Here is a 20,206-nt window from a genome sequence, read left to right on the forward strand (position 1 = left end):
AGCCATTGTTTGCACGCCTTGGGATGCCTTGGTCGTCCTTTGGGCGGTTACCCACAGTGTGGAGGAATAGTGCCGCACTCAGCGCGCGCCGAGGAGCAAGATCTCAACCGAAAACGCCCCTCCCAAGAGCCGAAAGCTCACCCCTCAGCGCAAAAGGGAGCCACCCAAAGAGCCGAAAGCTCACCCCTCAGCGCAAAAGGGAGCCACCCAAAGAGCCCAAAGCTCACCCCTCAGCGCAAAAGGGGGCACCCAAAGAGCCCAAAGCTCACCCCTCGGCGCAACAGGGGGCCTCACAAAGAGCCGAAAGCTCACCCCTCAGCGCAACAGGGGGCCTAGATGGACGTCCGGTGGAAGTTCTGGTGGCTGCGGCTGGCGGTCGGGCCGCGCTGTCCTTGGTAGCGGTTGCCGTATTCGCCGGAGCCGTAAGGGTGCTCAGCCGAGGAAGTGAGGCGGAAGAAGCACAGCTGGCCAATCTTCATGCCCGGCCAGAGCTTGATGGGGAGCGTGGCCACGTTGGAGAGCTCCAGCGTCACGTGTCCGGAGAATCCCGGATCGATGAACCCTGCCGTCGAGTGCGTCAGCAAGCCGAGGCGCCCGAGGGAGGACTTGCCTTCCAGGCGTGCGGCAATGTCATCGGCCAGGCTGACGGTCTCGTAGGTCGAACCCAGGACGAATTCTCCAGGGTGCAGGATGAAGGGTTCGTCACCTTCCACCTCCACGAGCCTGGTCAGCTCGGGCTGCTCCTCGGCGGGATCGATGTGCGCGTATTTGTGGTTGTCGAAGAGCCGGAAGAACCGGTCGATACGCACGTCCACGGAAGACGGCTGCACCATCGCGGGATCGTACGGCTCAAGAACAATCCGTTGGGAGTCTATTTCGGCACGTATGTCGCGGTCAGAGATCAGCACGTCATCAAAAATACCCCAAATACCGAACGCATTGTCCGGACAGCCTCATGGGACTATAGTTCCCGGACAGGTAAAGCCGCGCCCGTACTTGGGGGCAACGAGCATCCGCGGGGTAATTGTGAACAAACTGGCAGCGCCTGCCGCCATTGTGCTGGCTGGCGCGCTGGCGCTTTGCATGGCCGCATCAAGCCAGATCCTGCCGGCAACGGAGGCGGTTCCCGGCGCAAGCACCACAGCATCGTCCAGTGTCCCGTCCGGGTTGTCGGCACCTGAGGAAAGCCCGACGGCGGCTCCCGCACCTGCAGTGGCGACCCCCGCCGTCGATGGGTCCTCCAGTTCCGCAAAGCCTGCAGCGCCAGCAACGCTGACACCTCCTCCCGCGCGGGATCCTGCCTCGGATGGCGGGCCGATCGCCGTCGATCCGGTTTTTGAAACACCGCCTCCCGTGCCGGAAATCGGACCGTCATGGGGACCGGACAATCCCTCGGATCCCAGCCCGAGCGCCACTGGTACCACGACCCCGCCGATCGAAACGCAGCCGACGTCGGAAGAGACGGCAGACAGTGGCGCCGCCGCAACGACGCCGACGGCCGAGGCCGCAGGGCCCTCGCCAACAACTGTGCCCTCGCCAACAGCCGCGCCGACACCAACAGCCACGCCAACGCCGACACCATCGTCAACGCCAACGCAAACCCCCTCGGCCGATCCCGGCGCGACCCCCGCCACCGGCTCCCCCAGCCCGTTCCCCGGCAAGGCTCCGGGCCACGACCCCAATCTCCAAGACGGCGCTTTGGCGCTCCTCCCCGACAACAACAGCGCAGCGATCCTCACGGTGTTCAATGCGATCAACAGCTACCGCGCATCGTTGGGCCTCGCTCCGGTGAAGTACCACGCCACGGTTGCCAACCTGGCGCAGGAGTGGTCAAACAACATCGCTACCCGTGAGGTGATCCAGCACCGGCCCAACTTCTGGACGGACCCGCGGGCGATGAATCCGAACAATGGAGCGGGGGAGGTCATTGCAGTCCGCTGGGACCGCGACGCGGCGCAACTTGTGGAGTGGTGGAAGGGCTCCCCGGGCCACGATGCTTTGCTGCGGGACCCCAGGTTCAATGTGATGGGTATCGGCATCACCTACACGGACGGCAACTGGCAGACGACGCCCAACCGGTACACGCTGTGGGGCGTGGTCAACTTCTTCGGCTACACAACGTTGCCCGCCGGAACCACCACCAGCCCGGGTGGAACGGTGACACCACCCACTGACCCTGTGGCGGTGTGCGAACCAGGGTCCAAGCACCAACCCCCAACGGTCGATTTGAGTGCCGCGGCAATCAGCAGTGCTGCCGACCTGGTGTCCATCGCCGCCGACGGTTCCGTCGTTGCGTACCCGTCCTGGGGTAACGGCAGATTTGGCCTGGGCAAGCGGATTGGTTCCGGATTCGTGGGCCTCAAGGAGCTGTTTGTGGTGGACTGGGACCGCGATGGGGTCTTCGACCTGCTCTATCAACGGCTGGACGGGGCGCTCCTGGTGTATCCGGGCCTTCAAACGGGCGGTTTCAAGGATCCGGTGGTCTTGGGCCAGGGCTGGGGAACCTTGAACATTTCGGTGGGCACGTGGTGCGCCAACAACCGGCTTCCCCAGATCGTCGCCATGGACCAGGGCGGCAACCTGTATCTGTACAAGAACACGGGCTTGGCCTACATCCGCAGCCAGTCTGCGATTGGCACCGGCAACCCGTCTGTCCGGGTGACCATGGTGGATTACAACGCCGATGGCTTCCAGGACCTGCTCAGCACCGAGCCGAACGGCACCTTGCGCCTGTACCGGGGCAGCGGCCTGGGTACACCGAAGCAGGAATCACGCCCCGTTGTGGGCAGCGCGTGGACGGATTACACAGGGTTGCGGGCTTTGAGTGGCCTCACGGGAGCGGGCTCGGTAGGCGTGGCGGGCCTGGACCGCAATGGCATGGTGGAGTACTGGGACCTGACCTCGGGACGCCTCACTACCCCTGTGACGATTGGCAATGGTTGGGCCGGGCTGAGGTTCGCCAGCTAGGAGCTGGATTCGATCGCGGCCTTCAGCCGTTCCAACTGGCCGACTTCAATCTCCAGGGCCTTCTGGATCATCCCGTTCATGAGCTTGCGCAGACCTTTGGGATGGTATTCAAGGGCAAAGCGCAGCCGGGTGGTATCGCCTTCGGTGCTGAGGTAGTAGCCGCCGGTTGGCCGGGCGGGTCCCGCTACGACGGCGTACCGGACTTCCGCGCCGGGGCGGGCCTCGGTGATGGTGAAATCGGCTGCGATGGGCCGGCCACCAGGTCCGGCGACGGTCTGCTGGTACAACGCACCCTTTTGGCCGCGAACGCCTGATCGAAGCGCGATGCTTCGCACGTCTGAACGCCAGAGTGAGTTGTTCATCCCGTCCATGAGGAAACCGTAAACGGTCATGGCGTCCCGACTGATCACCACTTCATTGGCTGCGAATGCCACGGAAAACCTCTCTCGGCCTACGGTTCAAATGTCGTAGCCGGGTTCCCCATACGCAGCAGCTAACAAGTTCAGAATAGTCAGCCCGGTGCGGTGACGACACACGACTTCCGAGCCTTGACCGAATGGTTACCTGCCGATTTTTTCCCGCGCACTGCTGACACGCCTTCCATGGCCGGGTAGAGTGCCAGCCGCTGGACAATTCCACTGGGGGGCGTCATGCAGGTTCAAGACCGACCGGGAACACCAAGAAACACCCGACGCCGGGTGGCGGCTTGCGCTGTATTCCTCGCCCTGGTGCTGGCGGCCGCCCTCGCTCCCGCGTACGCCGCGGCAGCCCCGGCCAGCGCGGCACCCACGGCTCAGGCGACCCGGTACGTTTCCGAAGCCGGACTCACGGCCCACCGCGCCGCCGTCGTGAACGCCGCCGCCGTCGTGAACGCCGCCGCCGTAAAAGCCCAGGTGCCTTCGACCGCCAATCCGCTGCCTGGCCTCGATCCCGCGGGTGATCCTGCCAACTTGTCCGTCCTTGTGAACAAGTCCCGCCCCCTGAACCCTGCCACCTATGCCCCGGCAGATCTGGTGAACGCGCGTGGCTCGGGACAGTATCTCCGGGCCGAAGCTGCAGCGTGGCTCAATGGGCTTTTCCAGGGTGCGGCGGATGCCGGGACCGGCGGGCTGGCGGTCGTGAGTGGCTATCGTTCTTACGCCCAGCAACAACAGGTGTACTCGTCCTATGTGAACCTTTACGGCCAGGCGCAGGCGGACCTGATCTCGGCAAGGCCGGGCTACAGTGAGCACCAAACCGGTCTTGCCGTCGATGTCGGAAATGCCAACGGTTCGTGTGGGCTCAGCACCTGTTTTGGTGACACTGCCGCCGGCATGTGGGTGGCAGCGAACGCGTACAAATACGGTTTCATCGTCCGGTACCCCAACGGCTACACCAACATCACCGGGTACAGCTACGAACCGTGGCACCTGCGCTACGTCGGAGTGGATCTGGCGACGGATATGAAGCGCCGTGGCTTTGCCACTTTGGAACAATATTTCTCCGGCAACCCCAGCGTCCATGCCAGCATCACCTCGGGCGCGGACCTGGTGGCCGCGGACGCTGCCGGGCGGCTGCTTCGCTACCCCGCGCTGCCGAGCGGTGGCTACGGCGTTCCTGTACAGATTGGCTCCAACTGGACGGGACTGAAGCAGGCGTTCGTGGTGGATTGGGATTCGGACGGCGTCTATGACCTTCTGGCGCAATGGAACAACGGCACCCTGGGCCTGTTCAAGGGATGGCCCGGCGGCGCTTTCTCGACCCAGATCGTGGTGGGCACGGGAGACTGGGACGCTATGACCATCACTGTGGGCAAGTGGTCCAGCGACCAGGGTTACCCGGGCGTCGTGGGGTATTTCCCCGACGGCGGCCTGCGCTACTACCCCAACACCTCCGGCCGGGCGTTGACTTACCGGGTGGACATCGGAACCGGCTGGGCGGGACTGGGGCTGACCATGGCCGATTGGGACGCGGACGGCGCCAACGACATCCTGGCCACCACATCCTCCGGACTTCTGCTCAGTTACCCAGGCAATGGAGTTGGCGGCTTCAAAGGTCAGCCAAGCATCATCGGCTCGGGGTGGGGAACCATGAAGGCCTTGGTGCCTGGCTTCGGCTTGTCAGGTCCAGGTACACGCAGCATTACCGCCCAGACAGTGGACGGGTATTTGGTGGACTACGGATTGGGACTCGGAGTCTGGGGTCCGCAACGCCAAGTGGGCAACGGCTGGGGCTCAATGAAGCTGTTCAAATGAGGACCTGCCGGGGCACGTTAGGCCGGACGGAGTGGCTGTCCTGGGCGGCGCCGCAACTGCGCTAAGCTAGGACTCGCCCGATTGATTTCCGTCGGGCAGCGCGGGCGTAGCTCAATGGTAGAGCGCTAGCTTCCCAAGCTCGATACGCGGGTTCGATTCCCGTCGCCCGCTCAGCGAACCCCGGATCCTTCTGGATCCGGGGTTCTTTTTTCGTGACAATAAGGCCCGACGGCGGCTCCCGCCGCAGCGCGCCCGTGCGGGCAGCGCCGGGGCACCGGAACCCGGGTAGGTGTATCGTCAGGAGTCAGGAGCCATTTCGGTTCCGCTCTAGGGAGCAATCATGGGCGACAAATCACCGCGCCAAACCGCATCAAAGAAATCCAGTAAATCCATCAAGGAAAAACGTGCGGACAAGAGGGCTTCCGAGTCCTCCACCACCGAGGCCGCAAAGCCTTCCACCGGCAACAAGAAGTGACCGCGGCCAACGGCCAGCTGAGCATAGGCGTCCTCGCTACCTCGCTGAAGCCGAACGAGCGGCGCCTCCCCATCCACCCGCAGCATTTGGAGCGCATAGCCCCGGAAGTGCGCCGGCAACTCCGTTTCGAACATGGCTACGGCGAGCGTTTCGGTGTCCCGGACAGCAAGCTCGAGTCGTTGGTGGGCGGACTCGGCACTCGCCAGGAACTGCTCGCCAACAGCGACGTCATCCTCCTGCCCAAGCCGCAGGCCCAGGATCTCGCTGAACTTCGCGACGGCCAGACGCTCTGGGGTTGGCCCCACTGCGTGCAGGACCGGGCCATCACTCAATTGGCCATCGACAAGAAGCTCACACTCATCGCCTTCGAGGCCATGAACCATTGGGCCGGCGATGGCGGTTTTGGCCTGCACGTTTTCCACAAGAACAACGAGCTCGCCGGGTACTGCTCGGTACTGCATGCATTGGCTTTGACCGGTTCAACCGGAGACTATGGCCGCCGGCTCAGCGCTGTCGTGATCGGTTTCGGTGCCACTGCCCGCGGTGCTGTCACGGCCCTGAATGCCCACGGCGTCCATGACGTCCAGGTTCTGACCAACCGGGGCGTTGCCGCCGTCGGGTCCCCCATCCATTCGGTGCGGATCGTGCAGTTCGACCACGACAGCAAGGCTCCGTTCCTCAGCGAGGTCATCACGGACAACGGGCGCAAGCCCTTGGCTCCGTTCCTGGCCGCGGCGGACATCGTGGTCAATTGCACCCTGCAGGACCCGAACGCTCCACTGACGTACTTGCGGACCGAAGACCTGACGGAGTTCCAGCCGGACAGTCTGATCGTCGACGTTTCCTGCGATGAAGGCATGGGATTCAGCTGGGCGCGGACCACCACGTTCGACGAGCCGATGTTCCGCGTCGGCGGTCACGTCAACTACTACGCGGTGGACCACAGCCCGTCCTATCTTTGGAACTCGGCCAGCTGGGAGATCAGCGAGGCCTTGTTGCCCTTCCTGGACACTGTGGTGGCGGGCCCGGACGGGTGGGATGCCAACGAGACCATCTCGCGTGCCATCGAAATCCGCGACGGCGTCATCCGCAATCCGGACATCCTTGAGTTCCAGGGCCGCTCCCCGGAGTACCCGCACCTGCCGGTGGCCCAGCTTCTGGCACGATAGCCCCACGCAGATGAAGCGCCCCCGGTTGCCGGGGGCGCTTCATCTACTTAAGCCGTCTTCTTAGGCCGTCTGCGGTTCCTGCACGATCCGGAGGACCCGCCGCCTGTCGCGCAAGTCCACCTTGATGTGCAGGGAGGACTTCCTGGCAAGTACGACGGCGACCACAGCCGCTGCGATGGCCGGAACCCCGCCGGAGACGAGGATGGCCAGATGCGGGCCGAGGTGCTCGGCGAGCCAGCCCATCATGGGACCACCGATGGCCTGCCCGCCGATGAGCACCACGAGGTATAGGCTCATGACGCGGCCCCGGATGCTCATGTTGGAGCTGGTCTGCACCATTTGGTTGGCAGCGGTGAGGAACATGAGGCACCAGAATCCTGCGAAGACCATGGTGACGCTGAACCACACCATGGACGGCATGAGCGAGGACACGCAAAGCATCAGTCCGTACAACCCGGCGGAGGTCACCACCGAGCGCAACCGCAGCTGCCTCCGACGGGTGGATGCCACCGCGCCTGTCAGTGCACCAAGCGCAACCATGGCGTTCAGCAAGCCGTAGCCTCCGGCACCGGCGTCGTACACGTGGTCCGCGAAGGCGGCCAGAAGCACTGGCAGGCTCATGGCGAAAACCGCTACGAAACCGGCCATCAACCACGGCCAGTAGATGGTGGGTTTGCTGAGCGCATAGTTGAGGCCTTCGCGCAGCATGCCCTTCTTGCGCGGCGTGGGCCGGCTCAGATGCAGCTGGTCCTTGCGCAGCAACAGCAACATGGTCACGGTGGAGCAGCAGGCCACAGCATTGGCAGCGAAGGCCCAACCGGCGCCCACGGCAGTGAGCAGCACTCCCGCCAGCGCCGGGCCGATCAAGCCGCCGAGCTGGAAGGTCGTGGAGTTCACGCTGATGGCGTTCCGCAGGTACTTGGGTCCGACGAGTTCGTTGACGAACACCTGGCGGGCCGGCTGGTCAAGGACCGTGACGAAGCCAAGCGCCAGTGCGATGACGTAGACGTGCCAGACCTCGACGCGCTGGCTCAGCGAAAGTACGGCCAGCAGGGCCGCCAGGACCGCTGCTGCCGACTGGCAGATGATGAGGATCTTCCGTTTGGCGAAGCGGTCGGCAATCATGCCGCCCCACGGGCCAAGGAAAAGTGAAGGCATGAACTGCAGGGCCACAGTGATACCGACGGCGGTGACGGACCCGGAAAGCTGGAGCACCATCCAGTCCTGCGCGATGCGTTGCATCCAGATGGCGATCACCGCGATGAAGTGGCCGATCGCGAAGATCCTGAAGTTGGGGACCTTCAAGGAGATGAAGGTATGCCGCCAGGGCAGCTTCTCACTCACGACGGCGAGTGGCTGGGTGACGGTGTCCGGCTGGGTTGCGTCCGGCGAGGGACGAGCGGACAGGGAATCGATGACGGGCTGGCTGACATTTGCCGCTGAAGGCGGTGGGGGTGCCAAAAGTAGTCCTCGGATGGGAGTTTCGGTGGGATGCGTTTAACGCTATGGTTGCCAGCAGCAATTATGGAAGCGTATTGCGCCTATAACTAGCATTGCGGAACGCAATGAGCTGCTTGCAGTGCCAGCGAAAACGGCGCGATACTCCGGCCCGGCGCTGACCTGCGCTTAGAGGAGTTCCGTGTTCGATCCCGTCCAGCTCCGCTCCTTTTTGGCTGTCGCAGAGACCCTGAGTTTCACCAAGGCCGCAGAACGGCTTGGGCTTGCCCAACCGACGGTGAGCCAGCACGTCCGCAAGCTGGAAGCCGCCGCCAAGCGTGTCCTCGTAGCCCGCGACACCCGCGAAGTGAGACTCACTGACAACGGTGATGCGATGGCCGGGTTTGCCCGCAGCATCCTTGCGGCCCACGATTCCGCTGCGCGCTACTTTTCCGGCTCGGCCATGCGTGGGCGTCTCCGCTTCGGCACTGCCGACGACCTCGCCATCACCGGCCTGCCCCGGATCCTTCGCGAATTCCGGCAGCTGTACCCGCAGATCAACCTCGAACTCACTGTCAGCCAAAGCGATCAGCTCTATAAACGCCTCAACGCCGGGCAACTGGACCTGGTGTTCGTCAAATGGGTGGCTGGGGCGAAGGAAGGCACCGTCGTCCGGCATGACAACTTCGCCTGGGTCGGCGTGGAGCAGACTGTCCTTGAACCGGGCGCCCCGGTCCCCCTCATCGCCTATCCGGCACCGAGCCTCAGCCGGAAACTTGCCATCGACGCCCTGGAGGCCGAAGGCCGTACCTGGCGGATCACGTGCAGCACCAAGCAGATCAGTGGCGTACTGGCGGCAGTCAGGGCAGGAATCGGCGTTGCCGTGATGCCGGCGTCGCTGGTTCCGGAAGACCTGAAAGTCATCACCCAACGCTTCGGCCTGCCACAGGTTGGCGACGTCGACTTCACTCTGATCCGCAACCCGCTCGCCAACGCGGAGGTCATCGACGCCCTCACCCAGGCGATCATGGGGCGGACGTTGAGCAAATCGAACTAGTGGCCGGACCGGTTCGCCCGGCTCCGGCCCCGGCGCCCGTTCCACCACCCCACTACCCTCAGGTCGTCCAGTCCGAAGCGGCCTTCCGGCACGGCAGCCCGGATGCGTTCGTCGTCGAAGGGAAGCCTGGGACGCAGCTCCACGGGAAGCCACGGTGCGTACGGTGAGGGCTCACTGACCCCCTCGGCGAGCATCTGCGCCTGGGCTTTTGCCACGAGTGGTACCACCATGATCCACTCGGTCAGTTGCGCCAGAGCGCGGATCGACCAGATCGGGGCGCGGACGTAGACGGGGTAGCCACCGGCCACCCGGGCGATCCTGCGGACAGCTGCGCCAAGCTCAAGCTCTTCGGCTCCGACGACGGCGACGGTCGGGGTGGGCACGCGACCTTCAAGCGCCGCGATCAGGGTATCGACAGCCTCTTCCACAGGGAGGGGCCGGACAGCCCGCTCCCGGAAGCCGACCGTTGCGAAGACAGGAAAGCTGCGTACAGCACGCGTTACATGGTCAACCATGTGGTCGCCGTTGCCGTATATCATCCCTGCCTTGATGATCGTGTAGTCGATGCCCGACTGCCGCAGGAGCTCCTCGGCAGCCCATTTGGTCTCGTGGTAGGCCGACCCACAATCCGGACGGGCCCGGAGGAAGCTCAGCATGACGATTCTTTGGACGCCCGTCCTCCGGGCGGCTTCAATGACTGCCTTGGTTCCTTCAATGTGGACACGCTGAAAGGTCTGGTCACCTATTTCCCGGTTGATCCCCGCGCAGTGGGCCACGACGTCGCACCCCGCGAAGGCCTCTGCCAAAGCATCGACGTCAGTAATTGCGGTCCCCGTCCGCCGCGAAATGATGACGGTGTCCGGCCTGTCGAGCCGCTCCGCGAGGTGACGCCCCACAAAGCCGGTACCGCCGGTAATGGCCACACGCATATTCTTGCTCCTTCGCTTATTAGCAATGAAGCTAAACTGTATATAGCTATTGTGCTATATTGCAAACATGGCAGATGCAGCATCGGATATCTTCGCAGCCTTGGCACACCCCACCAGGCGGCAGATCCTTCAAGACCTCAAGGACGGCGAGTTGGCCGCCGGCGAGATCGCTGCGCGGTTCAACGCCACAGGACCCACCATCTCCCGGCATTTGAGCGTGCTGCGCCAGGCCGGACTGGTCACGGAACGGCGGGATGCCAACCGCATTCTCTACTCGCTCGTGGGCGAGCGCCTCGCACTGTCAGTGGGAGACTTCCTTTCCACGGTCTGCCCCGAGCAGATCGTGCTGCGGGAGGTCCGGAAACGGAACCCTGCCCGCCCCTCGACCAGGACGCCGAAAGGGGCCACGACCTCCGAGGCCTGAACTCCGGCCGTAGTACGCTCACCCAATGACCCACGCCAAGCTCACTCAGCCGTCATCAAGCTTCCACGCCTCCTGGCTGGAAAGTTACGACGAGTGGGGAACCCTCGACCAGGACGGTTCTGCAGCATTCCTGGCCGCACGGTACGACCTCGACCTCCGCGAAGAGGGCCATTTCTCGCAGTGGGTGGACCTGCTCCATCAAATGCCCAGGGCGGATTTTTCACCGCCCGAAGGGCTGGCAAACCAGAGCACCATTTGGGTCACCGACAATACGGACTATTTGGGCGCTGCCAGCCTGAGGCACTCCCTGGCCAGCGAATACCTGACAGAAGTCGGCGGGCACATTGGGTATGGCATCAGGCCAAGCGCAAGGGGGCGTGGCTTGGCCAGGATTGCCCTTGCCGGAGCCATGGACGAGGGTCGAACCCTCGGACTTGAGCGGGTGCTGGTGACCTGCAAGCAACCCAACGTGGCCTCGGCGCGCACCATCGAGGCATGCGGCGGAGTTTTGGAGAGTGTCCGCCCTCCCGAGAGCTTCGCCCCCGAACTTGCTGTTACGGAACCGATCCGGCGTTATTGGCTGCATTTGTGAGGGACGGCCCGGCTCTCAACACGCGACAATGCTTACCGGGTAAGCGCATTCCCGGTATCGTGGAGCCATGACCAACCACCCCATACTGGCTGACCTCACGCCTGGCATCTGTTCCGTGACCCTGCGATCCCTCGGGATCGACGAGGTAGTCCGGATTTCCGCAAAGGCGGGCTTGGCCGGCATCGAGTGGGGCACTGACGTACATGTCAGCGACACCGGGTCGGCACTGCACGCCAAGGCCGCAACAGAAACGGCGGGCATGACGGTCCTGTCGCTTGGCTCTTACTATCGATGCGGCGCCTTTGGGGATTTCGGGTCCATTCTCGACCTCGCCGATGCCGCAGGCGCTCCGCGGGTCCGGGTCTGGGCCGGGGAAATCGGCTCTGCTGGTGCCGGCCGGGAGCACTGGGACTCGGTAGTCCGCGACACGCAGCGCATTGCCGACCTCGCCGCGAAACGCGGTGTCACCATCGCTTTCGAATACCACGGCAACACCCTCACGGACTCTCCCGCCACCACCTTGGCGCTGCTGAAGCGTGTGGACCACGCCAACGTCGGCACTTACTGGCAACCCGCCGTCGGACTTTCCGACGAGCAGGCGCTGGAGTCCCTCCACGAAGTCCTCCCCCACGTCGTGGGCGTGCACTGCTTCTCCTGGGGCCCGGCGGCCGAACGCTTTCCGTTGCGGAAACGGTCGCTGCTCTGGCGATCGGTCGCCGACATCCTGCGCGGCAACGGCAAAGACCTGGACATCATGCTTGAGTTCGTCGTCGACGATCTGCCTGACAACGTGCTCAGCGACGCCGCGACCCTGCACACCATCACCCTGGCCGAAGACTAGCCGTCGCTAGGTAAGCCATTCCAGACGCCGGAGCCAGTCAGCGCAGAGTCCGGTCCATTGCCCGGCGCCGGGCGCCCCATCCGCCAGGCCCAGCCCATGGGCGCCACTGGGGAATACATGGAGTTCCACCGGAACACCGGCACGTCCAAGCGCAGCCGCGTAGGAGAGGCTGTGACTGAGCGGTACGACGTCGTCGTCGGCAGTGTGCCAAAGGAAAGCGGGCGGAGTGGCGGCGTCGACGCCCAGTTCCGCTGACAACGCACGCCGGGCATCGACGTCCGCGCCCGTTCCGGCGAGGTTGTCCACGGACCCCTGGTGCGCCGCGTCCACAAAGGAAATCACGGGATAGCAGAGAATGCTGAGGTCAGGTACAGCAGCGGAAGCGTCCACCGCAGGATCGCCGGTAGCCACCTGCACCGACAAAGTGGCAGCAAGGTGGCCGCCGGCCGAAAAACCCAGAACTCCTACCCGGCCAGGATCCACCTCCAGCCCATGCGCCCCCTCACGAATCCACGTCATGGCCTGTTTGGCGGCCAAGAGCGGGGCCGGATGCCGGTGCGGCGCGACCGGATAGCGCAGCACAAAGGCATGGATCCCCAGGGAGGCCAGCCATTCGGCCACGGGTTCGGCTTCATGGTCGGCCTGCCTCGCGTAGCCGCCTCCCGGCAGCACCAGAACGGCAGGCGCAGGCGGGCCGGAATGCCCGGCAACTCCGGAACGCCCGACGGCGGGAGTCACCGTCAGCGCGGCGGGCACCTGTTCCGCTGGAACCGTCATGGTTGGGATTCCACCGGGGTTTCCGTACTCCGGCGAAGTTTCACCGTGCCGGAGATGGGAGCTGTATCGGGATCTCCGGCTGCGAGGCGGCCAATATCCTCCAGCGGAAGATGGACCGTGGACAAGGCCGGCCGGAAGTCCCGCAGCGTTTCAATGTCATCGAAGCCGGCAACCGTGGCATCTCGGGGAATCCATACCCCTTCAGGCCGCAGGGCCGCGGTAACCCCAATGGCCATGACGTCATTCACGGCGAAGATGCAGAGCCTCTCCAGGGACCCTTTGATTCGTTCCGCAAGCGCCTGCCCGGCCTCGAACCCGCCGGCACGGTTGAAGCCGGTGCGGATGACCTCGGCAGCCGGCCGTCCGGCGTCGGCCAGTCCGCGCTGGAATCCGCGCACACGGTCATCGGAGGTGTAGAGCCCCGCAGGACCCGCAATGATCACGAAACCGCCGTCGTGGGTGGCGGCCAGTTGTCCGGCCAGGCCGGCAGCGAGTTCCTCGTTGGGAACTTCCACTACGTGGTACCCCTCGGCCGCGCTGGCTCCGACCACAGGATGGCCCACTACCCCAACGTGCCCACCGTTGCGGCAGTACCGGTCCAGCTCAGCGGCGAGTTCGGCATTGCCCTGTTTGTCTTCCGCACGCTCCGAGCGTGAACCGGCAATCACGATTGAGTCGGCGCGGCGGGCGGCAAATGCGGCCACCGCTTCTTTTTCCTCCGCGGGAGTCCCCGAGGTGCTGGCCAGCAACACCATACGGTTCTGTCGGCGCGCAGCTTCCTGGACGCCGCGCGCGATGGCCGAGAAGTAGGGGTCGGCAATGTCGTGCACCACCAGGCCGATCAGCCCTGAGCTCGACTTGGCGAGGCCCTGGGCCTGGGCGTTGGGAACATAACCGAGTTTGTCGGCGGCTTCCCGCACACGCTCCGCAATATCCTCGGCAGGCTTGCGCGAGGACCCGTTGAGGACCCGGGAGGCCGTTGCCAGGGAAACCCCGGCCAATCGGGCGACTTCGCTGAGTGTGCTGGCGGCCACGGGGAGACTCCTCTTCGTCAAGCGCCGGACTGGCGCTAAGGAAATTATGGCAGTTCTTCACAGAAAGCGGGAAAGCGCTTGCCAAACCTCCGTGCGTTGGTGCATGATCGATGGCAACGGGAATGCGCTTTCCCATCATATCGAGCAAGCACCGGCTTCCACACAGCGACCGGCACACAAGGCACTGGAGAAAACATGGGTTTCGAAACAAAGACGATCCGCATCGCCATGAACGGCATCACTGGACGCATGGGCTACCGCCAGCACCTGCTGCGCTCCATCCTCCCCATCCGTGACGCAGGCGGCTTCACCCTGGAGGACGGCACCAAAGTCCAGGTCGAACCCATCCTGGTAGGCCGCAACGAGGCCAAGATCCGCGAGCTGGCCGAACTCCACAAGGTTTCCGAATGGACCACGGACCTTGACGCCGTGATCGCCGATCCCACCGTTGACATCATCTTTGACGCCTCCATGACCAGCCTCCGCGCCGCCACCCTGAAGAAGGCCATGCGCGCCGGCAAGCACATCTTCACCGAGAAGCCCACGGCGGAGACCCTCCAGGAAGCCATCGAACTTGCACAGATCGGCAAGGAAGCCGGAGTCACCGCCGGCGTCGTTCACGACAAGCTGTACCTCCCCGGCCTGGTGAAGCTCCGCCGCTTGGTCGATGAAGGCTTCTTCGGCCGTATCCTCTCCATCCGGGGCGAATTCGGCTACTGGGTCTTCGAAGGCGACGTGCAGGCTGCCCAGCGACCGTCCTGGAACTACCGCAAGGAGGACGGCGGTGGAATGACCACGGACATGTTCTGCCACTGGAACTACGTCCTTGAAGGCATCATCGGCAAGGTCAAGAGCGTCAACGCCAAGACCGCCACGCACATCCCCGCCCGCTGGGACGAAGCCGGCAAGGAATACAAGGCAACCGCTGACGACGCTTCCTACGGCATCTTCGAGCTCGAAACCCCGGGTGGCGACGACGTCATCGGACAGATCAACTCCTCGTGGGCCGTCCGCGTCTACCGCGACGAACTGGTGGAGTTCCAGATCGACGGTACGCACGGTTCCGCCGTCGCCGGTTTGAACAAGTGCGTTGCGCAGCAGCGCGCCCACACCCCCAAGCCCGTCTGGAACCCGGACCTTCCCGTCACCGAATCGTTCCGCAGCCAATGGCAGGAAGTCCCCGCCAACGCTGAGCTGGACAACGGCTTCAAGCTGCAGTGGGAAGAATTCCTGCGCGACGTCGTCGCAGGCCGCGAGCACCGTTTCGGTTTGCTCTCCGCCGCCCGCGGCGTGCAGCTTGCCGAGCTCGGCCTGCAGTCCTCGGCTGAGCGCCGCACCATCGACATCCCGGAGATCACCCTCTAATGACGTCACTGATTCTTCCCACTAACGACGGCGGAACCCGCGAGTACCGCCTCCAGCCCGCCACGGCGTGGGTCAAGCCGACCGCGCCGTTGACTGCCCGCCGCGCCTACGCCGCAGCGCACGTCATCCCCGAGGTAGCTGCAGACAACACCCCCGGCGCTCCAGCGCAGCTCGACTGGGATGCCACCCTGGCTTACCGCCACGAGCTGTGGAGCTATGGCCTGGGCGTCGCCGATGCCATGGACACCGCGCAGCGCGGCATGGGCCTCGACTGGGCCGCAACCCAGCAGCTCATCAAGCGCACGGGCGCCGAGGCCGCTTCCGTAGTGGCAGCCGGTGACGCAGCCATCGCCGGCAAGTCCGTCCGCGACCTCGTCTCCTGCGGTGCGGGCACCGACCAGCTGGACATCGCTGCACTCCCCGAAGGCGCAGCAGGAATCCAGGCCGTCATCGACGCCTACCGCGAGCAGATCGCCGTCGTCAGTGAAGCCGGCCCCAAGGTCATCCTCATGGCGTCCCGCGCGCTGGCCAAGGTTGCCAACGGCGCCGACGACTACCTGCACGTCTACTCGACGCTGCTCCAGGAAGTCGATCAGCCGGTCATCCTGCACTGGCTCGGCACCATGTTCGATCCCGCATTGGCCGGTTACTGGGGTTCCGACGACGTCTCTGTTGCCACCGAGACGTTCCTCAGCCTGATCCGCGAGCACTCGGACAAGGTTGACGGCGTCAAGGTTTCGCTGCTGGACGCTTCCCATGAAGTCGCCCTCCGCGCCGCCCTGCCTTCCGGTGTGCGCTTGTACACCGGCGACGACTTCAACTACCCGGAACTGATCGACGGCGACCAGACGCACCACTCGGACGCACTGCTGGGCATCTTCGCGGCCATCTACCCTGCCGCTTCAGTCGCCTTGCAGAAGTACGACGCCGGCCAAGGTGCTGAAGGGCGCGCGATCATGGACTCCACCCGTGAGCTCGGGAAGCACATCTTCAGCGCACCGACGTTCTACTACAAGACAGGCATCGCCTTCATGTCGTGGCTCAACGGCAAGCAGCCCGGCTTCCAGATGGTCGGCGGCCTGCACTCGGGCCGTTCGGTCCTGCATCTGGCCAAGACCTTCGAACTGGCCGACCAGGCGGGGCTGTTGAAGGACCCCTCGCTGGCCGCATTCCGGATGTCCGACTTCCTGCGGATCAACGGGGTGGGCGCATGAGCGACTTCTCACGGCTATCCCTGAACAGTGCAACCACCAAGAAGTGGACCCTGGCCGAAGCTGTGGATGGTTGCGCCCGCGCCGGCATCCCCGCGATCGGTCCGTGGCGTGACCGCGTGGCCGAGGCTGGCTTGGACAAGGCTGCCAAGCTCATCAAGGACGCCGGCCTCCGGGTGTCCTCGTTGTGCCGGGGTGGTTTCCTGACCGCTGCCGACCCCGAGGGCCAGGCAGCCGCACTGGCTGACAACTTCGAGGCCGTCCGGGAGGCCGTTGCCCTGGACACCCAGGAGTTGTTCCTGGTGGTTGGCGGACTCGCTCCCGGCGAGAAGGACGTCGTCGCTGCCCGCCAGCGCGTCGCCGACCGCCTTGAGGAACTGGTTCCTTTCGCCTCCGAAAACGGTGTCCGTTTGGTGCTGGAACCCCTGCACCCGATGTACGCCGCTGACCGCGCACTCATCTCCACCCTTGGCCAGGCACTGGACCTCGCCACGCCGTACGACGCGAAAGCGGTCGGCGTCGCCGTCGACACCTTCCACGTCTGGTGGGATCCGGAACTGAAGGCGCAGATCGACCGCGCCGGGCGCGAAAGCCGCATCGCCTCTTACCAGGTGTGCGACTTCAACCTGCCGATCGCTGCGGATGCGCTGTTGTCCCGCGGCATGATGGGCGACGGCGTCATCGACTTCGCCACCATCGGCACCTGGGTCAGGGACGCCGGCTACAAGGGCGACATCGAAGTCGAGATCTTCAACCAGGAAATCTGGGATGCCGATGGGGACAGCGTCCTGGAAACCATGAAGCAGCGCTACGCGGAGCTCGTCCTCCCCTACGCGTAACCACGTGATCCTCCCGCGGATGCCCTAAGCTCCGCGGGAGGACCACTCCAAAAACGAGCGGGCTCCTGCCAAGGTCACGGCAGGGACCCGCTTTTTTGCACGGCAGGGTGGTGAAGGCCGGCGGAAAAAGCCCGATCCCTCAACCGGTTTCCACGCGGGTCTTCCGCAACCCGATCAAGGTGACCGAACCGCCGTCGTGCCCCTGCAGTTCGAGCCTGATGTTCGGCGAATCCTCCTGCGGTTCCACTGTGCTGACCTGGAAGACTTCACCGCCGATCCGCAACCGGTCGCCGCTCTTGACGGCCTTGAGCTTCTTGTCCTTGCCCGGGGTCATGGCCGCTCCCACTATTTGTCTTTCCTGGCGTCATCGCCGTGGGTTTCGCGGAGCTCCTCGCCGCGGCGCACCACTTCCTCTTCCTTTTCCTGCTGCTTGTCGCTGCGCTTGGTATCACGCGGAGGCAGCTGGAGGCTTTCCTCTGCTTCAATGCCGCCTTGGAGTTGGCGGCCGCGTTCCATTTCGGCATCGAACTCGGCGCCGAACAGCAACGACATGTTCAGGATCCACAGCCACAGCAGCATGATGATGACGCCGGCCAAGGCGCCGTAGGTCTTGTTGTAGTTGCTGAAGTTGGCCACGTAGAAACCGAAGCCCAGCGATGCCAGGGCGAAAATGACCAGCGCGATGAGCGAACCCATGCTCATCCAGCGGAACTTGGGTTGCTTGACGTTGGGGGTGAAGTAGTAGAGGACAGCAATGATGGCCACCACGATCACGATGAGTACCGGCCACTTGGCAATGTTCCACACGGTCAGGAAAGCCTCGGACAAGCCGATTGCCCCACCGATGGCCTCCGCCACCGGGCCGCTGAGGACTAGCATGGCAGCCACCAGCGCAGCGCCCAACACAGCCACGATGGTGACGGCGAGCATGGTGCCGCGCAACTTCACGAAACCGCGGCCTTCGTCCACTTCATAGACGCGGTTCATTGCCCGGCTGAAGGCCGTGGTGTATCCGGAGGCGGACCAGAGGGCCACCAGGATGCCGAAGACCAGGGCGAAACCTGCTGCGTTGGAGCGGGTGAGCTCCTCAATGGGCTGGCGCATGGCGTCGACACCCGGACCCGGCGCGAATTGCTGGACGATATCAAGGATGGCCGAGGTGGTCTTGCCGGCATCGCCAAAGAGCCCCAGCAGGGAAACCAACGCCAGGAGCGCGGGGAAGAGGGAGAGCACAGCGTAGTAGGTCAGGCCGGCAGCCGCGTCCGGGCACTGGTCCTTGCTGAACTCCCGCAGAGTGCGCTTGGCGATGTAGGTCCACGTGGGCTTGGCGAGGTCGTTGGGACTGTCCGGCTTCCGCGAGTCTTCCGGGGAGGGCGCGGTCCTCGCTTTGGTGGTGCTGGTGTGGGCTGAGTCTTGTGTGGTCATGGGGCACTCGTCCGTGGGTAGTTTGCGCGAACAGCTGACCCATCAATAGTAAGCATACTGATGATTACTATGGAAGAACCCCGCCGGACTTACCGGCGATTCAGGCCAGTTTGCTCGCCAGCAGGAACTCGAAAGGTGACTCTATGACAGAGCGGATAACTTGGCCCGCGGCCCCAAGGAGTGTCCCGGAGTGCTCCAAACGGGAGACCGTCAGGTTCTCCGGAGCCAGCAACCCCGGCGCGTAGCGCTCCAGGCTTTCCAGCAGTGACGGCCGGATCCACTCCCCCAGTACGGCGAAATGCCCGCCAAGGACCACAGCTTCAATGTCCATCAACCTCGAGGCCGAGGCGAGGGCGACGCCCAGGGAGCGACCGGCGTCGTGAACCGCCTTTTCGGCCGCGGGTTCCTGCGCAGCCAGAGCCGCCAGCAGCAGCCCGGTCCGCTCGCCCAGTGTGCCTTCGGCGACGCCCGCGGCCTCGAATATGGCCTCCTGGCCCGCGAACGTTTCCAGACAACCCCACCCACCACAGGAGCAGTGAGGGCCTTCCGGATGCACCACGATATGGCCCAGCTCGCCGGCAGACCCACCTGGGCCCGTATACAGCTCAGATCCGATGATGATGCCGCCACCGACGCCCACCTCACCTGAAACGTAGAGGAAGTCGGGCCGCCCGCCGCCATACCAAAGCTCACCGAGGGCAGCACTGTTGGCCTCATTGGACAGCTTGACGCCAAGCGGCGCACCCTCCAGCAGCGATTGCGGATGCAGCTGCTCGTCCTCCCAATGAAGGTTGGGGGCGGACAGCACTGTATCCCCCTTCCCGTTCACCAGCCCGGGCACGGCCAGGCCACCGCCCAGGATGGCAATGTCCTCTGCCGCCGCCGCGGCCTTCGCTTCGGCAGCCAAGCCTGCAAGCTGTTTCATGACCTGCGCTGGCGGCATCCCGCGGTTCCGGGACTCGACGGCCGAATGGAAACGCAGGTTTCCGGCAAGGTCCACCAGGCCCACAGCAAGGTAATCAACGTTGATCTCCATGCCCACAACGCCGCGTCGGGAGTTAAGCTCCAGGCCCTGGCCGGGCCGCCCCCGCTCCCCGTCGCGGTACAGACCTACCTCGGATACCAAGCCGGACTCCACGAGGTCGGCCACCAGGCTGGATACCGCGGCCTTGGTGAGCCCGGTGCCGGCGGCGAGCTGCGCGCGGCTGGGCTTGGTGTCGACGGTTTTGGCGATCGAATCCAGCACCAATGAGAGGTTTCGACGGCGGACGTCACCCACGCGTCCGGGCGCGGTTGGCTCATTCATCAGCAGGGACCTCCTCGCAGATTCAAAAATTCTTGTGGACTTCCATTGACCATGATCCATCATGGCCCATATAGTTCAGATTGAAAACTAATTGGAATGTCTTTTTCCACCTCATTCCCATTGC

At 64.3% G+C, this 20,206-nt stretch carries 20 protein-coding genes and 1 tRNA gene; 12 read left to right on the plus strand and 9 right to left on the minus strand.

Annotation, left to right across the window (positions count from 1 at the left end):
* Window positions 1-332: 332 nt before the first annotated feature.
* The gene (dcd, locus tag PYR64_RS17050; RefSeq protein WP_011776299.1) at window positions 333-908 is read right to left on the minus strand and encodes a dCTP deaminase; all 576 of its coding nucleotides are present in this window, start codon (window positions 906-908) and stop codon (window positions 333-335) included.
* 118 nt (window positions 909-1,026) lie between these two features.
* On the opposite strand from dcd, the gene PYR64_RS17055 reads away from it, so the two are divergent.
* Window positions 1,027-2,967 carry a CAP domain-containing protein gene (locus tag PYR64_RS17055; protein WP_275776530.1) on the plus strand — a complete coding sequence of 647 codons (1,941 nt, stop codon included), beginning with the start codon at window positions 1,027-1,029 and terminating at the stop codon, window positions 2,965-2,967.
* Here PYR64_RS17055 and PYR64_RS17060 read toward each other — a convergent pair.
* Complete coding sequence (locus tag PYR64_RS17060) at window positions 2,964-3,401, minus strand: SRPBCC family protein (protein ID WP_189076306.1); 438 nt, start codon at window positions 3,399-3,401, stop codon at window positions 2,964-2,966. The genes PYR64_RS17055 and PYR64_RS17060 overlap by 4 nt on opposite strands.
* A 216-nt stretch (window positions 3,402-3,617) precedes the next feature.
* On the opposite strand from PYR64_RS17060, the gene PYR64_RS17065 reads away from it, so the two are divergent.
* The 4 genes from PYR64_RS17065 (at window position 3,618) to PYR64_RS17080 (ending at window position 6,845) form a co-directional block, all read left to right on the plus strand.
* Window positions 3,618-5,201 carry a M15 family metallopeptidase gene (locus PYR64_RS17065; RefSeq protein ID WP_275776533.1) on the plus strand — a complete coding sequence of 528 codons (1,584 nt, stop codon included), beginning with the start codon at window positions 3,618-3,620 and terminating at the stop codon, window positions 5,199-5,201.
* Window positions 5,202-5,301: 100 nt separating this feature from the next.
* Window positions 5,302-5,372 (plus strand) — tRNA-Gly (locus tag PYR64_RS17070).
* Between the two features lie 169 nt (window positions 5,373-5,541).
* Complete coding sequence (locus tag PYR64_RS17075) at window positions 5,542-5,676, plus strand: hypothetical protein (RefSeq protein ID WP_275776535.1); 135 nt, start codon at window positions 5,542-5,544, stop codon at window positions 5,674-5,676.
* Window positions 5,673-6,845: a N(5)-(carboxyethyl)ornithine synthase gene (locus PYR64_RS17080; protein WP_055972877.1), complete on the plus strand. Its 1,173-nt coding sequence runs from the start codon at window positions 5,673-5,675 to the stop codon at window positions 6,843-6,845. The genes PYR64_RS17075 and PYR64_RS17080 overlap by 4 nt, the downstream gene beginning before the upstream one ends.
* A gap of 60 nt (window positions 6,846-6,905) precedes the next feature.
* Here the strand turns inward: PYR64_RS17080 and PYR64_RS17085 are convergent, their stop codons facing one another.
* Window positions 6,906-8,306: an MFS transporter gene (locus PYR64_RS17085; RefSeq protein WP_275776537.1), complete on the minus strand. Its 1,401-nt coding sequence runs from the start codon at window positions 8,304-8,306 to the stop codon at window positions 6,906-6,908.
* Between the two features lie 178 nt (window positions 8,307-8,484).
* Between PYR64_RS17085 and PYR64_RS17090 the strand changes: the two genes are divergently transcribed.
* Entirely contained in the window at window positions 8,485-9,339 is an 855-nt protein-coding gene (locus PYR64_RS17090; protein WP_018778168.1) for a LysR substrate-binding domain-containing protein, read from the plus strand.
* Here the strand turns inward: PYR64_RS17090 and PYR64_RS17095 are convergent.
* Complete coding sequence (locus PYR64_RS17095) at window positions 9,336-10,268, minus strand: NAD(P)H-binding protein (RefSeq protein ID WP_275776539.1); 933 nt, start codon at window positions 10,266-10,268, stop codon at window positions 9,336-9,338. The genes PYR64_RS17090 and PYR64_RS17095 overlap by 4 nt on opposite strands.
* 67 nt (window positions 10,269-10,335) lie before the next feature.
* Here PYR64_RS17095 and PYR64_RS17100 point away from each other — a divergent pair, with 67 nt between their 5' ends.
* The 3 genes from PYR64_RS17100 (at window position 10,336) to PYR64_RS17110 (ending at window position 12,125) form a co-directional block, all read left to right on the plus strand.
* A complete protein-coding gene (locus tag PYR64_RS17100; protein ID WP_018778166.1) occupies window positions 10,336-10,692 on the plus strand; it encodes a metalloregulator ArsR/SmtB family transcription factor in 357 nt (118 codons plus the stop codon).
* A gap of 25 nt (window positions 10,693-10,717) precedes the next feature.
* The gene (locus tag PYR64_RS17105; RefSeq protein ID WP_275776541.1) at window positions 10,718-11,284 is read left to right on the plus strand and encodes a GNAT family N-acetyltransferase; all 567 of its coding nucleotides are present in this window, start codon (window positions 10,718-10,720) and stop codon (window positions 11,282-11,284) included.
* 67 nt (window positions 11,285-11,351) lie between these two features.
* Window positions 11,352-12,125, plus strand: a complete 774-nt coding sequence (locus PYR64_RS17110; RefSeq protein WP_275776543.1) for a sugar phosphate isomerase/epimerase — start codon at window positions 11,352-11,354, stop codon at window positions 12,123-12,125.
* A gap of 6 nt (window positions 12,126-12,131) precedes the next feature.
* Here PYR64_RS17110 and PYR64_RS17115 read toward each other — a convergent pair whose 3' ends face one another.
* Window positions 12,132-12,902: an alpha/beta hydrolase gene (locus PYR64_RS17115; RefSeq protein WP_275776545.1), complete on the minus strand. Its 771-nt coding sequence runs from the start codon at window positions 12,900-12,902 to the stop codon at window positions 12,132-12,134.
* On the minus strand, window positions 12,899-13,936 hold the full coding sequence (locus PYR64_RS17120; RefSeq protein WP_275776547.1) for a LacI family DNA-binding transcriptional regulator: 1,038 nt from the start codon (window positions 13,934-13,936) through the stop codon (window positions 12,899-12,901). Before PYR64_RS17120 ends, PYR64_RS17115 begins: the two co-directional genes overlap by 4 nt.
* 195 nt (window positions 13,937-14,131) lie before the next feature.
* Here PYR64_RS17120 and PYR64_RS17125 point away from each other — a divergent pair, with 195 nt between their 5' ends.
* Genes PYR64_RS17125 through PYR64_RS17135 form a run of 3 tightly spaced genes read left to right on the plus strand, consistent with a single transcriptional unit; the run spans window position 14,132 to window position 17,351 of the window.
* Complete coding sequence (locus tag PYR64_RS17125; protein WP_039243113.1) at window positions 14,132-15,301, plus strand: Gfo/Idh/MocA family oxidoreductase; 1,170 nt, start codon at window positions 14,132-14,134, stop codon at window positions 15,299-15,301.
* Window positions 15,301-16,515, plus strand: coding sequence for a dihydrodipicolinate synthase family protein (locus PYR64_RS17130; RefSeq protein ID WP_275776548.1), 1,215 nt, complete (start codon window positions 15,301-15,303; stop codon window positions 16,513-16,515). The genes PYR64_RS17125 and PYR64_RS17130 overlap by 1 nt, the downstream gene beginning before the upstream one ends.
* The gene (locus PYR64_RS17135) at window positions 16,512-17,351 is read left to right on the plus strand and encodes a sugar phosphate isomerase/epimerase family protein (RefSeq protein WP_275776549.1); all 840 of its coding nucleotides are present in this window, start codon (window positions 16,512-16,514) and stop codon (window positions 17,349-17,351) included. Before PYR64_RS17130 ends, PYR64_RS17135 begins: the two co-directional genes overlap by 4 nt.
* A gap of 139 nt (window positions 17,352-17,490) precedes the next feature.
* Here the strand turns inward: PYR64_RS17135 and PYR64_RS17140 are convergent, their stop codons facing one another.
* The 3 genes from PYR64_RS17140 to PYR64_RS17150 form a co-directional block, all read right to left on the minus strand.
* Window positions 17,491-17,685, minus strand: coding sequence for a hypothetical protein (locus tag PYR64_RS17140; RefSeq protein ID WP_035733800.1), 195 nt, complete (start codon window positions 17,683-17,685; stop codon window positions 17,491-17,493).
* Between the two features lie 11 nt (window positions 17,686-17,696).
* On the minus strand, window positions 17,697-18,776 hold the full coding sequence (locus tag PYR64_RS17145; RefSeq protein WP_055972899.1) for a YihY/virulence factor BrkB family protein: 1,080 nt from the start codon (window positions 18,774-18,776) through the stop codon (window positions 17,697-17,699).
* Window positions 18,777-18,876: 100 nt separating this feature from the next.
* Window positions 18,877-20,082, minus strand: a complete 1,206-nt coding sequence (locus tag PYR64_RS17150) for an ROK family transcriptional regulator (RefSeq protein WP_210077554.1) — start codon at window positions 20,080-20,082, stop codon at window positions 18,877-18,879.
* Window positions 20,083-20,206: the final 124 nt, after the last annotated feature.

Source organism: Paenarthrobacter sp. Y-19 (assembly GCF_029223985.1).
GTDB lineage: Bacteria > Actinomycetota > Actinomycetes > Actinomycetales > Micrococcaceae > Arthrobacter > Arthrobacter nicotinovorans.

Bases quoted from the DNA above. Each gene is read 5' to 3' on its own strand.
- PYR64_RS17100 (WP_018778166.1), top strand. From the start codon at position 10,336: ATGGCAGATGCAGCATCGGATATCTTCGCAGCCTTGGCACACCCCACC.
- PYR64_RS17110 (WP_275776543.1), top strand. From the start codon at position 11,352: ATGACCAACCACCCCATACTGGCTGACCTCACGCCTGGCATCTGTTCC.
- PYR64_RS17075 (WP_275776535.1), top strand. From the start codon at position 5,542: ATGGGCGACAAATCACCGCGCCAAACCGCATCAAAGAAATCCAGTAAA.
- PYR64_RS17095 (WP_275776539.1), bottom strand. From the start codon at position 10,268: ATGCGTGTGGCCATTACCGGCGGTACCGGCTTTGTGGGGCGTCACCTC.
- PYR64_RS17115 (WP_275776545.1), bottom strand. From the start codon at position 12,902: ATGACGGTTCCAGCGGAACAGGTGCCCGCCGCGCTGACGGTGACTCCC.
- PYR64_RS17125 (WP_039243113.1), top strand. From the start codon at position 14,132: ATGGGTTTCGAAACAAAGACGATCCGCATCGCCATGAACGGCATCACT.
- PYR64_RS17145 (WP_055972899.1), bottom strand. From the start codon at position 18,776: ATGACCACACAAGACTCAGCCCACACCAGCACCACCAAAGCGAGGACC.
- PYR64_RS17130 (WP_275776548.1), top strand. From the start codon at position 15,301: ATGACGTCACTGATTCTTCCCACTAACGACGGCGGAACCCGCGAGTAC.
- PYR64_RS17150 (WP_210077554.1), bottom strand. From the start codon at position 20,082: ATGAATGAGCCAACCGCGCCCGGACGCGTGGGTGACGTCCGCCGTCGA.
- PYR64_RS17105 (WP_275776541.1), top strand. From the start codon at position 10,718: ATGACCCACGCCAAGCTCACTCAGCCGTCATCAAGCTTCCACGCCTCC.
- PYR64_RS17140 (WP_035733800.1), bottom strand. From the start codon at position 17,685: ATGACCCCGGGCAAGGACAAGAAGCTCAAGGCCGTCAAGAGCGGCGAC.
- PYR64_RS17135 (WP_275776549.1), top strand. From the start codon at position 16,512: ATGAGCGACTTCTCACGGCTATCCCTGAACAGTGCAACCACCAAGAAG.
- PYR64_RS17065 (WP_275776533.1), top strand. From the start codon at position 3,618: ATGCAGGTTCAAGACCGACCGGGAACACCAAGAAACACCCGACGCCGG.